At 68.4% G+C, this 12,985-nt stretch carries 16 protein-coding genes; 5 read left to right on the forward strand and 11 right to left on the reverse strand.

The features are described from left to right. Positions 1–231: 231 nt before the first annotated feature. From HNP73_RS05325 to HNP73_RS05335, 3 genes are all read right to left on the reverse strand, one after another. Positions 232–909: a YjbF family lipoprotein gene (locus HNP73_RS05325; protein ID WP_184147554.1), complete on the reverse strand. Its 678-nt coding sequence runs from the start codon at positions 907–909 to the stop codon at positions 232–234. After that, positions 906–3,107: a YjbH domain-containing protein gene (locus HNP73_RS05330; protein WP_184147555.1), complete on the reverse strand. Its 2,202-nt coding sequence runs from the start codon at positions 3,105–3,107 to the stop codon at positions 906–908. Before HNP73_RS05330 ends, HNP73_RS05325 begins: the two co-directional genes overlap by 4 nt. A 151-nt stretch (positions 3,108–3,258) precedes the next feature. Continuing rightward, the gene (locus HNP73_RS05335) at positions 3,259–4,104 is read right to left on the reverse strand and encodes a Rossmann-fold NAD(P)-binding domain-containing protein (RefSeq protein WP_184147556.1); all 846 of its coding nucleotides are present in this window, start codon (positions 4,102–4,104) and stop codon (positions 3,259–3,261) included. A 30-nt stretch (positions 4,105–4,134) separates the two neighbouring features. On the opposite strand from HNP73_RS05335, the gene HNP73_RS05340 reads away from it, so the two are divergent. Continuing rightward, positions 4,135–4,863, forward strand: a complete 729-nt coding sequence (locus HNP73_RS05340) for a tetratricopeptide repeat protein (protein ID WP_184147557.1) — start codon at positions 4,135–4,137, stop codon at positions 4,861–4,863. Here HNP73_RS05340 and queG read toward each other — a convergent pair. Both queG and fzlA read right to left on the reverse strand, forming a co-directional pair. Continuing rightward, positions 4,841–5,899, reverse strand: a complete 1,059-nt coding sequence (gene queG / locus HNP73_RS05345) for a tRNA epoxyqueuosine(34) reductase QueG (protein ID WP_246399531.1) — start codon at positions 5,897–5,899, stop codon at positions 4,841–4,843. The two genes, HNP73_RS05340 and queG, sit on opposite strands and share 23 nt — an antisense overlap. Before the next feature lie 150 nt (positions 5,900–6,049). After that, positions 6,050–6,715, reverse strand: coding sequence for an FtsZ-binding protein FzlA (gene fzlA, locus HNP73_RS05350; protein WP_184147559.1), 666 nt, complete (start codon positions 6,713–6,715; stop codon positions 6,050–6,052). A gap of 189 nt (positions 6,716–6,904) precedes the next feature. Here fzlA and HNP73_RS05355 point away from each other — a divergent pair, with 189 nt between their 5' ends. Continuing rightward, positions 6,905–7,441, forward strand: coding sequence for a TIGR00645 family protein (locus tag HNP73_RS05355; protein ID WP_184147560.1), 537 nt, complete (start codon positions 6,905–6,907; stop codon positions 7,439–7,441). 5 nt (positions 7,442–7,446) lie between these two features. Here the strand turns inward: HNP73_RS05355 and mtgA are convergent, their stop codons facing one another. After that, positions 7,447–8,106: a monofunctional biosynthetic peptidoglycan transglycosylase gene (gene mtgA, locus HNP73_RS05360; RefSeq protein WP_343063203.1), complete on the reverse strand. Its 660-nt coding sequence runs from the start codon at positions 8,104–8,106 to the stop codon at positions 7,447–7,449. A gap of 46 nt (positions 8,107–8,152) precedes the next feature. Next, positions 8,153–9,637, reverse strand: coding sequence for a carboxypeptidase M32 (locus HNP73_RS05365; protein ID WP_221288192.1), 1,485 nt, complete (start codon positions 9,635–9,637; stop codon positions 8,153–8,155). A 120-nt stretch (positions 9,638–9,757) separates the two neighbouring features. On the opposite strand from HNP73_RS05365, the gene HNP73_RS05370 reads away from it, so the two are divergent. Continuing rightward, the gene (locus HNP73_RS05370) at positions 9,758–10,270 is read left to right on the forward strand and encodes an ureidoglycolate lyase (RefSeq protein WP_184147562.1); all 513 of its coding nucleotides are present in this window, start codon (positions 9,758–9,760) and stop codon (positions 10,268–10,270) included. Between the two features lie 82 nt (positions 10,271–10,352). On the opposite strand, the gene HNP73_RS05375 is transcribed toward HNP73_RS05370, so the two are convergent. Next, positions 10,353–10,961, reverse strand: a complete 609-nt coding sequence (locus tag HNP73_RS05375) for a glutathione S-transferase (protein ID WP_184147563.1) — start codon at positions 10,959–10,961, stop codon at positions 10,353–10,355. After that, entirely contained in the window at positions 10,961–11,254 is a 294-nt protein-coding gene (locus tag HNP73_RS05380) for a hypothetical protein (protein WP_184147564.1), read from the reverse strand. The genes HNP73_RS05375 and HNP73_RS05380 overlap by 1 nt, the downstream gene beginning before the upstream one ends. Before the next feature lie 179 nt (positions 11,255–11,433). Between HNP73_RS05380 and HNP73_RS23615 the strand changes: the two genes are divergently transcribed. Continuing rightward, complete coding sequence (locus HNP73_RS23615; RefSeq protein WP_281379169.1) at positions 11,434–11,559, forward strand: hypothetical protein; 126 nt, start codon at positions 11,434–11,436, stop codon at positions 11,557–11,559. A 149-nt stretch (positions 11,560–11,708) separates the two neighbouring features. Continuing rightward, positions 11,709–11,849, forward strand: coding sequence for an entericidin A/B family lipoprotein (locus HNP73_RS05385; RefSeq protein WP_184147565.1), 141 nt, complete (start codon positions 11,709–11,711; stop codon positions 11,847–11,849). Positions 11,850–11,921: 72 nt separating this feature from the next. On the opposite strand, the gene HNP73_RS05390 is transcribed toward HNP73_RS05385, so the two are convergent. Together HNP73_RS05390 and HNP73_RS05395 are read right to left on the reverse strand one after the other, a co-directional pair. After that, positions 11,922–12,557, reverse strand: a complete 636-nt coding sequence (locus HNP73_RS05390; protein ID WP_246399533.1) for a TetR/AcrR family transcriptional regulator — start codon at positions 12,555–12,557, stop codon at positions 11,922–11,924. 142 nt (positions 12,558–12,699) lie between these two features. Beyond that, the gene (locus tag HNP73_RS05395) at positions 12,700–12,930 is read right to left on the reverse strand and encodes a hypothetical protein (RefSeq protein ID WP_184147567.1); all 231 of its coding nucleotides are present in this window, start codon (positions 12,928–12,930) and stop codon (positions 12,700–12,702) included. Positions 12,931–12,985 lie beyond the last annotated feature (55 nt).

The raw sequence follows: 12,985 nt of genomic DNA on the forward strand, positions 1-12,985 counted from the left end.
CGGAGCCGCGGGTGACCTGCGGCGCGTGACTCCAGGGCATCGCCGACCGGCGGTGCCCTTTCATTTTCGCGGCCTAGGCGAGTACCTCCGCGGCCCTTGCCCGACCAGGTCCAGCCGCCGCCCGCGAAGTCCCCGCAAGCGCCCGGACACCGGAGTGCCGCCGCGCCGCGGCGGCGACGCAGGGCTTCCCGATCAATAAGGACCGAAGTCAGAGCACGCCGCGCCGGAGCGTCAGGGCGTGTAGGGTTCGAGCACCTGCATGTCGATATGGCCCATCTTCGGCCCGATCCACTGCAGCGAGCGCCGCACCGCGCCGCTTGCCGGATCGACGAAGTGCAGGTTCTCGAAGCGTCCGTCCGGCCCGGCGCATGTCTCGGTGATTTCGAGACCGCTATAGCGGACCTGCAGGATCACCATCTCGCTTGCCGCACCGCGCTCGAAGGTGCAGCTGTACCGCTCGACGCGCCCCTGCGGCCCCGCCCCGGGCAGCTCGAACGTCCGATCCACCCGCGCCGGCCAGGCGCCCGGCGGCGTCGGCCGGACCAGCGGGTCGTTGCTGCTGCTCCAGCTGGACAGGAGATCGGTGCCAAGTCCGCGGGTGCCGGTCACCTCCGCCCCCTTGAGCGTCACCTGCTGCATGAGCGGCGACACGTAGGTCACAAACCCACGATTGTCAGCTGTCGCGTAGAGCACCGTGCCGCGCGGATCGCTCTCGAGCCGCGCAAGGATCGCCGCGACGTTCGCCCGCTCGATGTCACTGCGCGTGACCTGCCGCTGCGGCTTTGGCGCAGGTTCCGTGCGCCACATGCCGGCCAGCGCCCCCATGGCCTCGGAAAGGACCGGATCACGCTGGCTGCCGCAACCCGCAAGCAGACCAAGGAGAACGAGGGCGAACGAGCGACGCATCATTGCCAGAACGAGCCCCAGTTCTGTTTCAGGTGATCCTGATCCATGTCCCGTACGATCGGATAGAGCCGGTTCTCGACATCGAGCGTTGCGCCGCCGTTGCTTGCCAGCGACCGCAGCTCGCCCTCGATCGTCTGACGCGTCTCGAATGGAGTCGACCAGCGCAGCGGGATCGAGATGGTGAGCCCCTTGTCGAAGCTGCCCTCTCCGAACTCGTCCTCGGTCACATCGGTCTTCGTAACAAAAGCGCCAACCGACCAGCCGTTGGCAAAGCGCCGCGCCACCGACAGCGTCGCGCCCCAGTCGCCCGCGAGATAGCGCCCCGCGAAGAGCTGCGTCTCGATCCCCTGCCAGCCGGTATTCCAGTAGAACGACGCCCCGCCGGTCACCACGTCGTAGTCGTAGTGACCGAAGCCGAACGGGTTGTCGAAATCGCGCTGCTTCACCCAGTTGAGTTCAGCGCCGAGGCCCCAGTTCTGATCCACCGGCTTCCACAGCAACTCACCCGAGACGCCACCAAACTGCCGCTCGAGGAGACCCGCGGAAACGCGGCCATAGGTCTCGGGGTTCAGCTTGAAGAGATAGTCGCCGGTCAGCCGGACAAGCTTTGGCGACCATCCGGCATAATACCGCTGCGAGTCGCTCTGGACCGGCGACAGGTTCCCTGACGAGTCGCTGCCGGGATCGTCGAACACGCCGAGCAGCGGCTGGCGGATCAGCGAGGAGAACGAAAGCCCCGGGCTCACCCGCACCGAGCCGCGAAGCTGTGCGGTCAGCTGCGGCTTGAAGCCGTCGTTGCCGCCGAAGAGCTGGATCGTCGGGACCGGAAAGATCGCCCAGTCGTAGATCGGATAGACGTCGCGCTGCCACACCTGCCCGGTCAGCGCCGGCACGGCGCCGTCCATCTGAACCGTGTTCCAGCTGAGCGCACCAGCGTTGGGCTGCGCAGCAAGGCCCTCGAGATCGCTGCGCCGCACCGTCACCGTGGTGGTCGGCACGCCATTCTCCACGGGCGTGATGCGGAAGGTCTCGACCGAATACGGCAAGCCCACCGCCAGCACCCGCGCCGTGCGCCCGATGGCCTTCGGCGTGCGGTTCATGCGGCGGTTGATGATGAAGACATCGACGGCGTCGTCTTCAAACTTCATCGCGTCGAGCGTGATCCCGTCGGTCCTCAGGGCGTCGCCGAGCGCCTCGGTGAGCTTCGCGCGCGCCGCCGGATCGTTCACCCAGGCCGTGCTCATGTTGGCACCGGCCGGCCGCGGATTGACCGGCATCGGCCCCGAGCCCAGGTCCTGCGGCGTGATCGGCTTGTAGGGATTGCCCGTGACCACGACATTGAAGCCGACCGCGTCGCCGTACATCCAGTAGCCGCCAAGCGTGATCCCGCCCGTCAGCCGGTACTCGGCACCGAGGTTGAACGGCGTCTTGCGATCAAAACTCGCCGCCGGGCTTACCTGCTCGCGGCTGTAGGCATCCGACGACACCTCGGCCTTCAGCGTCAGCTTGTCGACCGGCGTGCGCCACTCGACACCACCAAAGAAGCCCATGTCCTCGCCATGGAACATCGCCTTGAACGTCGGCTTGCCGCCCCTGCCGTAGTTGTTTTCCCGGGTGCAGAAGCTGTCGGAAAGGGCGCAAAACGGGTTCTCGACGCCACCAGCGCTGCCGAGACGACCCCAGCCGACACCGGCGGTCACCTTGAGGTCGTCGTCGAGGAAGTTCTTCGTCGCCGCCAGATACTCCGACGAGTACACCCCGGTTCCGAGCAGATCGCGGAAGCCAAGGGTGAGCGACGGCAGATAATCGCCCTCGCGCATCAGCTGCAGCCGCAGGTCGAGACTTCGGTCAAAGAGATCGTAGGTGGGATCCTTCGGTCGGTCCCAGTTGTGGATCGTCGAATAGCGCAGCGACATCTCGACCCGGGGAAGGGCCTGAAAGCTGAAGTTGCGCCGTACGAAACCGCCAAACTGGCTGTAGCTCGCCGTCACCTGACCGTCGGGCTGCATCTCACCGCTCGGCATGTCGATGATGCCCGTCGAGCCGTAGAGGTTCATCGACGGGCGCGGCAGCGCCACTTCCCGGCCATCGGCATCGCGACCGACGGCATCCTGCGCCGGCGCCGACGATCCCGGCACCACCACCGCGGCCGCGGCCAAAGCCAGCACGGCCGCTCCCGCACGCAGGCGTCTCTCACTCATCCCACCAAACCTCAACGGCTCCCGCTAACGGGGGGAGCGCCTTATGGCGACTTTGCGGCAGTCTTGTCCGATGCTTGCGCGGAACGCCAGCCGGAAAGATTCGCTGGAAGCGATTTGGCGTTCGCTGTTGCCGCGAAGTCCCGCTCCGCCCTCAGCCACCCGCGGCAAGCACGGCGCGCAGCCCGGCGCGATAGTCAGGACAGGCGAGCGTCACCCCGAGCTCCTCACGGATCCGCCGGTTCGACACCCGCTTCGACTCGGCCCAGAAGCTCGCGGCCATGGGCGAGAGCCCGGCCGACTCGAACGGCACCTCCGGCGGGACCGGCAGTCCGAGGAGCCCGGCGCCGAACGCCACCACGTCGCCCGGCGGCGCCGGCTCATCGTCTGCCACGTTATAGGCCCGCCCGGGCGCTGGCCGCGCCAGCGAGGCCGCCAGCGTCGCGGCCAGGTCGCCCACGTGGATCCGGCTGAAGACCTGCCCCTCGCGCACCACCCGCTGCGCCGTCCCGGCCCGGAGCTTGTCGAGCACGCTCCGCCCGGGACCATAGATCCCCGCAAGGCGGAAGTGATGCACCGGCAGCCCCGTCGCCGCCCAGCCCGCTTCGGCCGCCACGCGCCGGCGGCCGCGCTCGCCCGCCGGGGCAAGCGCACCCGTCTCGTCAACCCAACCGCCGGCACGATCGCCATAGACCCCGGTCGTCGAAAGATACCCGACCCAGTCCGGGCGCGCCGCCAGCAGCGCCTCTCCGTGCCGCCGCAACACCGGATCGCCCTCGGCGTCCGGCGGCAGCGAGACAAGGAGCGCGCGGGCCGCCCCGATCGCCCGATCGACGGCGGCCGCATCAGCCCAGTCGACCGGCTCGACACCGGCTGCCCGCATGTCCTCCGCGCGCGCCTCGGACCGCGTGGTGCCGAGGACGTGCCAGTCCGCGAGCCTTGCGGCGAGCGCCGCCGCCGAGTAGCCATGGCCGAGCATCAGGATGAGGGGTCGGGTCATGCCCTCCTGCCTAACCGAACGCGCCGCCATATGCGACGCCTGATCGCCGCGGCGCTCTTCGCGACGACGCTGCCATGGCCGGCGGCGGCGGCGGTCACCAACACGGACGAATGCAAGGCAGCCCTCGCCGGCGACCCGGCGACGGCCCGTGAGGACGCCGCGGTCTGGGAGCGAAACGGCGGCGGCGTCCCAGCCCGGCTCTGTTCCGCGGCGGCGCTCGCGGCACTCGGCGCCCATGCCACCGCGGCGCAGATGCTGACCGGAATCGCCGAGAGCCCGAACCGCGCCATGTCGACCAGCCTGCGCGTGCGGGTGCTGGTGGATGCCGCCGACCAGTGGCTCGCCGCCGGCAAGCCAGGCATCGCGCGCGAGGCACTGGGACGCGCCGACAAGCTGACCCGGCCCGACGCCCGGCGCCTCGTTCTCACCGCCCGCGTCGCCGCCGCCGAGGCCGATTGGCCCGCCGCCGAGACCGCGCTGCGCGCAGCTCTCACAACTGCGCCGGACGACGCCGCCACCCACGCCCTCCTCGCGGCGGCACTGCGCAATCAGGGCGACGCGACCGCGGCCCTGCCGGAGGCGGATCGTGCGGCAGCCCTCGCCCCGGACCTCCCCGAAGCGCTGTTCGAGCAGGGCGCCGCCCGCGCCGAGACCGGAGACTCAAGGGGCGCGGCCAATGCGTGGCTCACGCTCATCGAAAAGCACCCGGACTCGAGCCTCGCCGGTCACGCCCGCCTCAACCTTCAGCGCCTGCCCTGAGCCGCGCCACGGCCCAGGCGCCGGCATCGGCGACAGTGGCATCCGCATCCGCCGCCAGCCGCTCGGCCACGGACAAATGGCCCATGTCGCCGGAATTGCCGATGGCATAGGCGACATTGCGCACGAAGCGGTTCCGCCCGATCCGCTTCACCGCCGACCCGGAGAAGAACGTCCGGAAGCCCGCATCATCGAGCCCGGCCAGCTCCGCCAGCCGCGGTGCATCGAGTTCCGGCCGCGCGGCAAGCTTCACCTCGCGCGCGGTGACGGCGAACTTGTTCCACGGACAGACCGCGAGACAATCGTCGCAGCCATAGATCCGGTTGCCGAGCTTGCCACGCAATGCCTCGTCCACCGGCCCGTCATGCTCGATCGTCAGGTAGCTGATGCAGCGCCGGGCATCGAGCTCATAGGGCGCCGGAAAGGCATCCGTGGGACAGGCATCGAGACACGCCCGGCAACTGCCGCACCGGCTCTCCCCCGGCGCATCGCGCGGCAGATCGAGCGTGGTGAAGACCGCGCCGAGAAAGAACCAGTTGCCAAGCTCCCGCCCGAGCAGGTTCGTGTGCTTGCCTTGCCAGCCGAGCCCGGCCGCCTCGGCCAGCGGCTTCTCCATGACCGGCGCTGTGTCGACGAAAACCTTGATCTCCGCGCCGGTCCCGGCCACCAGCCAGCGCCCGAGCCGCTTCAGCCGCGCCTTCACCACGTCGTGGTAGTCCCGCCCCCGGGCATAGACGCTGATCGCCCCGCGATCGGGCTGCCGCGTCACCGCGAGCGGATCGACCTCCGGCGTATAGGCCTCCGCCAGCATCACCACCGATCGCGCCGCGGGCCAGAGCGCCGCCGCCGACCCGCGCCACGCGGTGCGCTCGGCCATCCACGCCATCTGTCCGTGGCGCCCGGCCTCGAGAAACGCCGCAAGCCGCCCGGCCGTCTCGGGCACCGCGTCCGGCGCGCAGATCCCGCAGGCGGAGAACCCCTCCTCCAGCGCCCGCGCCTTCAGCGCTGCCGCCACGTCGGAGGGCCTAGCATCTGCCAATGTCCCCGAGGTCTTCATACGGCCTTGAAACCTGGAGAGCAGTCGTTTTCCGGCAACCGCCGGAAAACCAGTAAAGAAAACCCTGCGCGCACCTGCGCGCACCCTGTCGCGGCCAAGGCCGCGTCCCGCAGCCCCAGCCCGCGGAAGGGCTCAGAAATCGAGGTCCGCATAGTGCTGCGGCGGCGTGAAGCCCGGCACGAGGTCTGCGAGGATCGAGCGGAACGCCGGCCGCGACTTGATCTTGGCGTACCACTCATGCAGCCCGGAGTTGCGGCTCCAGTCCACGTCGCCAATGTAGTCCAGGCACGAGAGCTGCGCCGCGGCGGCAAAGTCCGCGATCGTCATCGTGTCCCCGGCCAGCCAGCGGCGATGATCCATCAGCCAGCCGATATAGTCGAGATGGTACTTGATGTTGCGAAGCCCGGCCTTGATCTTGCCGCTTTCGGGATACCCCGACTTCGAGAGCTTCTTGTTCACCCGCTCATAGAGCAGGTTCGCCGTCACCTCGTTGTGGAACTTGTCATCGAACCACGCGGTCAGCCGGCGCGCCTCGGCCCGGAGCGCGGGGTTGCGGGGCAGAAGCGGCGGCTCCGGTGTCGTCTCCTCGATGTACTCGAAGATCGCCTGGCTGTCGGCGAACACCAGACTGTCGATCTTCAGCACCGGCACCTGCCCGGCCGGGTTCATCCGCAGGAAGTCCATGCGTCGTTCCCACGGCTTCTCCTCGACCAGCTCCACCTCGATCTTCTTCTCGGCCAGCGCCAGGCGGACTTTGCGACAGAACGGCGACAATGGCTGGTGGTAGAGACGGCGCATGTTTCTCCGGCCTCACTTCTGGCTCGACAATTTCCTTCTTCGGACTTTCGCGGCGGCTTTTCAACCGCTGACGCCCGTAGGCGCCGGGTTGCCGCCGGGTTGCCATCGTCTCCTGTCCGCTTCGCAGCGTCTTGCCCACAGAGCGGGGAGCCCCTAGATGGGTTGCTGCATCTGCGAAATGGAGGACCGATGAGCAGCAAGCCGGCAATCGAAACCCGGTTCGAACGAGGGCTGTTCGCCGCCCGCTGGCTGATGGCGCCCATGTACCTCGGGCTCGTCGTCTCGCTCGGCATGCTGGCCGTCGTCTTCGTGCGCGAGCTCGCCTACTACGCGTCCCAGATCATGACGCTCACCAGCGAGGACACGATTCTCGTCGTCCTCACGCTCATCGACCTCACGCTCGCGGGCAACCTGCTGCTCATCGTCCTGTTCTCGGGCTACGAGAATTTCGTCTCGAAGCTCGACATCGACGACACGGCCGACCGGCCGTCGTGGATGGGCACCGTCGACTTCTCCGGCCTGAAGATGAAGCTCATCGCCTCGATCGTGGCGATCTCGGGTATTCACCTGCTGAAGCGCTTCATGGAGATCGGCGAGATCCACTCCGAAACGCCGTTCGATCCGAACCAGCTCTTCTGGCTCGTGGTCATCCACCTGACCTTCGTCATCTCCGGCGTACTGCTCGCGGTGATGGACTGGGTAACGAGCCGCACCGGCAAGCACTGACCGTCTCAGGATTGCGCCGCCTTCAGGAAGCAGGCGGCGCGGCCATCCGCGCGGATCGTCGCCGCGCCCCTCTCGATCTGGGCGCCACGCCGCGTGACGAACCGCGTGCCCGCGACCGGCGACCACTCGCGCGGGTTCGGCAGCACCGCCATCAGCCGGCTTGAGCGCTGCGGCCCGAGCTTTGCCGCGTCCATCTTCCAGTAGTGCCGTGCCGCCGCCTCGACGCCGAAGACGCCCTCGCCCATCTCGGCGACGTTCAGATAGACCTCCATGATCCGCCGCTTCGGCCAGAACACTTCAATGAGCACGGTGAACCCGGCCTCGAGCCCCTTTCTGAGCCAGGTGCGCCCCTGCCAGAGGAAGACGTTCTTCGCCACCTGCTGGCTGATCGTCGAGCCGCCTCTCAGGCGCTCGCCATCCTCGAAGGCCGAACGGATCCCGGCGAAATCGAGACCCCAGTGCTGGCAGAAGTTCGCGTCCTCCGCCGCCGCCGCCGCCAGCGGCAGATAGTCCGCCATCTCGTCGATCGACACCCACTCGCGCTCGATCCCGCCGAGCCGCAACCACTCGGCGGTCATGTGGATCCCCGGCGGCGGATTGACGAAGCGGAAGAGGATGACCAGCGCCACCGCGAGCCCGAGGGCGATCGCCAGCGCCTTCAGCACCGCCCGTCGAGCCCTTCGCCACCGCCTCTGCACACCCGCCACCGGCTCAGAGATCATGCAGGTCCGAGTACTTCGCTTCGAGATAGTCGAGCAACGCGCGTTCGTCCGGCGCGCGCCCCACCGCCTCGGCGATCAGCCGCGTCGGAGGCACCATCCGCCCGCGCCGATGGATCCGCTCGCCGAGCCAGGCGACCACCTCTCCGAGTTCACCCGCCGCGAGCCGGGCGTCGAGATCGGGAATATCGCGCTGGAGTGCCGCATGGATCTCGCCGGCATAGACATTGCCCAGCGTGTAGGTCGGGAAATAGCCGAAGAGGCCGGCCGACCAGTGCACGTCCTGCAGGACGCCGCGCCGCGCGTCCGGCACCGCCTGCCCGAAGTCCGCGAGGAAGCGCGCATTCCATGCCGCCTCGAGTTCGCGCACCGGGAGCGACCCGGCAATGAGCGCCCGCTCGAGATCGAAACGCATCAGGATGTGCAGGTTGTAATGCACCTCGTCCGCCTCGGTGCGGATGAATCCGGGCTGCACCGCGTTCACCAGCCGCCAGAGCGCGTCCGGGTCCGCCACCCCGGCACTGCCGAGGCCCGTCTGCATCTCGCGGAACAGGAAGTCGCAGAACGCCCGGCTGCGCCCGAGCTGGTTCTCGAAGAGCCGCGACTGGCTCTCGTGAACCGCCATCGAGGCGTGCATACCCGCGGGCAACATGGCCTGCGCCGGATTGAGCCCCTGCTCGTAGACCGCGTGACCCACCTCGTGGAGCGTGGAATAGAGGCAATCCTGCGGGTCCGACGGGTCGATGCGCGTGGTGATCCGCACGTCCCCGGCCGAGCCCGAGCACGACGGATGCACCGCGAGATCAAGCCGCCCCGCCTGCCAGTCGTAGCCGAACACACCGCCGAGCCGGCGCGCCAGCGCGAGCTGCGCCTCGGCCGGAAACTGCCCGGCAATCGCCGGGGCGGACGGCCGCTTCGCCGCGATCCGGCCCGCGAGATCGACGAGGCCGGGCCGGAGCCGCGCAAAGATCGCGTCGAGCTCCGCGGCGGTCGTCCCGGGCTCGAAACCGTCGAGAAGCGCGTCATAGCCGCTGATGCCGTCCTCAGCGAGGCATTCCGCCTCGGCACGCTTCAGCGCCACGATCCGCTCGAGGGTCGGCGCGAACGCCGCGAAGTCGCTCGCAGTCCGGGCCTTGACCCACACCTCCTGCCCGAGCGCCGACGCGCGGGCGAGATCGGCCGCGAGTGCCGGCGGCACCCTGACCGCGCGACGGTGGATGCGCCCCGCCTCCGCGACGTTGACGGCATCGGCCCCCTGCGCGGTCGCGGCGAAGGCCACGAGCTCGCCGAGCCGCGGGTCGCTGGCGAGGTCGTGGATCGCGGAGGCGACGGCGGCCGCGTGCTCGGCGCGCTGCGCCCCGCCCTTGGGCGGCATCTGGGTTTCCTGATCCCAGTTCAGCAGCCCCGCCACCTCCTCCAGCGCGCCTATCCGGCGCAGGCGCGCCGCGAGTTCTTCGTACGCGGCAATCGTATCCATCTTGCACAATACTCCCACGATCATCGACCTTCACTCTATCCCTGAAGCAGTTTCCGGCAATGCCCGGCTTGACCGAAGGCTCTGCAAAATGGACGAAGGAAAAAAAGCAGAGGAGCCCCGATGTCTGATCTTGCCGCCACCGACCGCACCATTGTTGCAGAGCCACTTGACGCTGCCGCGTTCGCCCCGTGGGGCGACGTGATTGATGCAACGGGGGACAGTTTCCCGATCAACGGCGGCATGTGCGACCGCTTCCACAACCAGGCCCGCATGGAGTTCACCGAAGGTGGCACGGCCGGCATCAGCGTCGGCTACGGCCGCCCGTATCCGCTGCCGCTGAATTTCAACCTCGTCGAGCGCCACCCGCTCGGCAGCCAGGCGTTCATGCCCCTGAGCGAGGATCCGTTCCTCGTGGTCGTGGCACCTGACGAGAATGGCCGCCCGGGTCGCCCGCGCGCCTTCATCACGAAGCCCGGTCAGGGCGTGAACTATATCCGCAACGTCTGGCACGGCGTGCTGACGCCGCTCGGCCGCCCCGGCGCCTTCACGATCGTCGATCGCGTGGGCGGCACCGGCAACAATCTCGAGGAATTCCGCTACGACGCGGAATGGACCATCGTCCCGATGAAGTGACGCGCGACGCCGCGTGACTGCGTTGGCGGGCTTCCGGTCAGACGGGCGCCCGCCAGCACTCTCACCCAAGGGAACGCCGCGACTATTCGACCGGCCGGGTCGCCACCATGGACGGCCGCTCGGCGAACTGCTCGAACCAGCGCGCGACGCCCGGCCGGCCCGCCCGCCAGTTCCGGCCCGCGTGACGGAAATCGAGATATCCGAGCGCGCAGCCGACAGCGATCTGCCCGGCGTCGATCCGACCGGCGAGATGCGCCAGCCAGCGATCCTCCAGCGCGTCGAGCGTCCGGGCGATCTTTGTCCACTGCCCCTCGACCCAGGCCGCGCTCTGCGCCGCCTCCTCGCGCAGCTTCCGCTCGTAGACCATGAGAACCGCCGCCTCGTTGATCCCGTCGCCGGCTGCCTCGAGCGTCAGCGTCTCCCAGACGCGCGGTCCGTCCGGATAGAGGCCGCCCCCGACGATCGAGTCGAGATAGCGGGTGATGACCCGGCTGTCGTAGATCGCCGGTCCGTCCGGGCGCTCCAGCGTCGGAACCTTGCCGAGGGGGTTCACCGCCACCGGCATCGTCCCGGGAGCCACCGGGTTGCCCGCCGCCGACACGAGCTTGACCTGCTCGAGCTGTCCGGTCTCGTGCAGCGTCACCATGACCTTGCGCACGAAGGGCGAGGTCGCGCTGTGATGGAGGCGCATCAGCCGACCCGCCGGAGCCGCACCCGTCCGAGCGCCGACGCGTCGATCTCGAGCGCCGGCCCGCCCGGTTTCAGGCGCAGCACCCGGCGCAGACGCCCGTGGCCATGCACGGCACGCTCATCCTCGGCTCGGTGGGCGTGGCCGCCCATACCTTCGGGAATCCCGTCGAGCACCGCCTGATGCTCGGCATCCTTCGGCTGGGTCGCCGCCCGCGAGGCGACGATCGCCACGGCCGCCACCGCGCCGAAACGAAGCGCGGTCCAGGCGAGGGGTGCAAGCGCGGCAGGAATCATCGGCAGAGATCTCCCCGGAAAGGCCCGACGGATGTCGAAACGCCTGACACATATAGTCCATTGCCCGGCCCAACAAAGCCAGCGGCAAAAATTTCGGCAACATCTGACGCGCCGCAGCGACCCCCTTGAAATCGGCCGCGAAAGTGCTTGATGATGTGGGTAAGCATCGGGAGTACACAATGGCCCACCTGACCCCCCTCCTCGGAATCGCTCTCGGGATCGCGATGACCGCCGGGCTGGCATGGGTCGCCGGCCGCAAGCCCACTCCGGTCCCCGTCCGAACCGACGACCGCAAGCGTCGCTGATACACCGACTTTCGCCCGGCGAATCGCGCTGATAGGCTTCGGGTGAACGCTGGCTCCCGTGGAACTTCTCCGGGACGCGAGCGTTCAACGACAGCGAAATCCGAAGTGCGTCCGATCCATCGGGCGCCCGGCCAACCAAGGAGCCTTTCATGATCCGCACTCTGGCGCTCGTGCTCGCCGCCGCCTTTTCGCTTGCTGCCTGCAACACCATGCAGGGCGCAGGCAAGGATATCTCCTCCGCCGGTGACGCGGTGACCGATACCGCGCACGACACTCAGCAGCAGATGTGAGCCCAGGGCCCAAGGGCTCCGCTACGGACTCGGAAGGCCCGGTCGGTTTCCCGACCGGGCCTTTTCCTGACTTCAGGCCAATGCTGGCTGCGGCGCGGCATAGCGCGCGAGGAAAGTCTTCACCGCTTCCTCGGCAAACTGGGTGATCTCGGCCGCGGACTCCGCGTCCGACATCAGGCGCGCGCCAAGCAGGGCGCGCAGAAAGCCGCCGGCCTTGCAGAGCGCGACGAACTGTTCGGCGGCAATGTCAGGGTCGTCGATGACAAGCTCACCCCGTTCCACGGCGCCCTTGAGGAAATCCGACAGCCGTGCGCGGGCCTGCGCCGGGCCGGCCTCGTAGAACGCCCGCCCGAGGTCGGGGAATCGGCCCGACTCGGCGATGCAGACGCGAAACATCTCCTGCGCCGACGGGGAATAGAGAAAACTCGCAAAGGTATGCGCCATCTGCCGGAGCGTCGCCTCGATCGGGCCGCCCGGGTTGCCGCCGCAGATCACCGCGCCCTGCTGGCTGCAGCGGCTCTGTACCACTGCCTCGAAGAGCCGCCGCTTGTCGGGGAAATAGCTGTACAGAGTGGCCTTTGACGCGCCGGCCGCACGGGCGATCTCATCGACGCTCGCCCCCTCGAAGCCGTGCTCCATGAACACCCTGTAAGCACCGTCGATGAGTTGCTGCCGCTTTGGTGTCAGCCGCCCTTCAGTCTCGCCCATCCGCATTCCCTCACGCCACGGAACACGTTCTGGCGCAAAGAAAACCGTAGCAATTGGTCTCGGACTGGGCAAGCGTCCGGAGCGGCGCGGCAAACCGCTCCCGGGCCAGCGTGACGTGCGAGCCCGGGTACGTACGACCGGGTCAGGTATTGTCGCGGTCGATCTTCTTCTTTGCGAGTTCTTCCAGGCTGAGCTTGCCGCAGTCCTCACCACGGATGCCGTGGATCCGCTCAAGCTGGGTACAGACCGGTGCGGCGCCTGTGCCCGAATACGGTGTCTGGTGCTGTTGGCTCGCCTGCTGGGCGAAGGCTGCGGAGGTGATCGAAAGGCCGAAAATCGCAGCCGCGGCGCTGGAGCGCAGGAGGAATGTCATTGGTAGCAGTCTCCCCATGATCTTCGAAGCACGAATCAAACTGAACCGTTCAGTT

Origin of the sequence: Amaricoccus macauensis, assembly GCF_014201905.1 — a bacterium.
Lineage (GTDB): Bacteria > Pseudomonadota > Alphaproteobacteria > Rhodobacterales > Rhodobacteraceae > Amaricoccus > Amaricoccus macauensis.

Bases quoted from the DNA above. Each gene is read 5' to 3' on its own strand.
- HNP73_RS05325 (WP_184147554.1), bottom strand. From the start codon at position 909: ATGATGCGTCGCTCGTTCGCCCTCGTTCTCCTTGGTCTGCTTGCGGGT.
- HNP73_RS05330 (WP_184147555.1), bottom strand. From the start codon at position 3,107: ATGAGTGAGAGACGCCTGCGTGCGGGAGCGGCCGTGCTGGCTTTGGCC.
- HNP73_RS05335 (WP_184147556.1), bottom strand. From the start codon at position 4,104: ATGACCCGACCCCTCATCCTGATGCTCGGCCATGGCTACTCGGCGGCG.
- HNP73_RS05340 (WP_184147557.1), top strand. From the start codon at position 4,135: ATGCGACGCCTGATCGCCGCGGCGCTCTTCGCGACGACGCTGCCATGG.
- fzlA (WP_184147559.1), bottom strand. From the start codon at position 6,715: ATGCGCCGTCTCTACCACCAGCCATTGTCGCCGTTCTGTCGCAAAGTC.
- HNP73_RS05355 (WP_184147560.1), top strand. From the start codon at position 6,905: ATGAGCAGCAAGCCGGCAATCGAAACCCGGTTCGAACGAGGGCTGTTC.
- HNP73_RS05365 (WP_221288192.1), bottom strand. From the start codon at position 9,637: ATGGATACGATTGCCGCGTACGAAGAACTCGCGGCGCGCCTGCGCCGG.
- HNP73_RS05370 (WP_184147562.1), top strand. From the start codon at position 9,758: ATGTCTGATCTTGCCGCCACCGACCGCACCATTGTTGCAGAGCCACTT.
- HNP73_RS05375 (WP_184147563.1), bottom strand. From the start codon at position 10,961: ATGCGCCTCCATCACAGCGCGACCTCGCCCTTCGTGCGCAAGGTCATG.
- HNP73_RS05380 (WP_184147564.1), bottom strand. From the start codon at position 11,254: ATGATTCCTGCCGCGCTTGCACCCCTCGCCTGGACCGCGCTTCGTTTC.
- HNP73_RS23615 (WP_281379169.1), top strand. From the start codon at position 11,434: ATGGCCCACCTGACCCCCCTCCTCGGAATCGCTCTCGGGATCGCGATG.
- HNP73_RS05385 (WP_184147565.1), top strand. From the start codon at position 11,709: ATGATCCGCACTCTGGCGCTCGTGCTCGCCGCCGCCTTTTCGCTTGCT.
- HNP73_RS05390 (WP_246399533.1), bottom strand. From the start codon at position 12,557: ATGGGCGAGACTGAAGGGCGGCTGACACCAAAGCGGCAGCAACTCATC.
- HNP73_RS05395 (WP_184147567.1), bottom strand. From the start codon at position 12,930: ATGACATTCCTCCTGCGCTCCAGCGCCGCGGCTGCGATTTTCGGCCTT.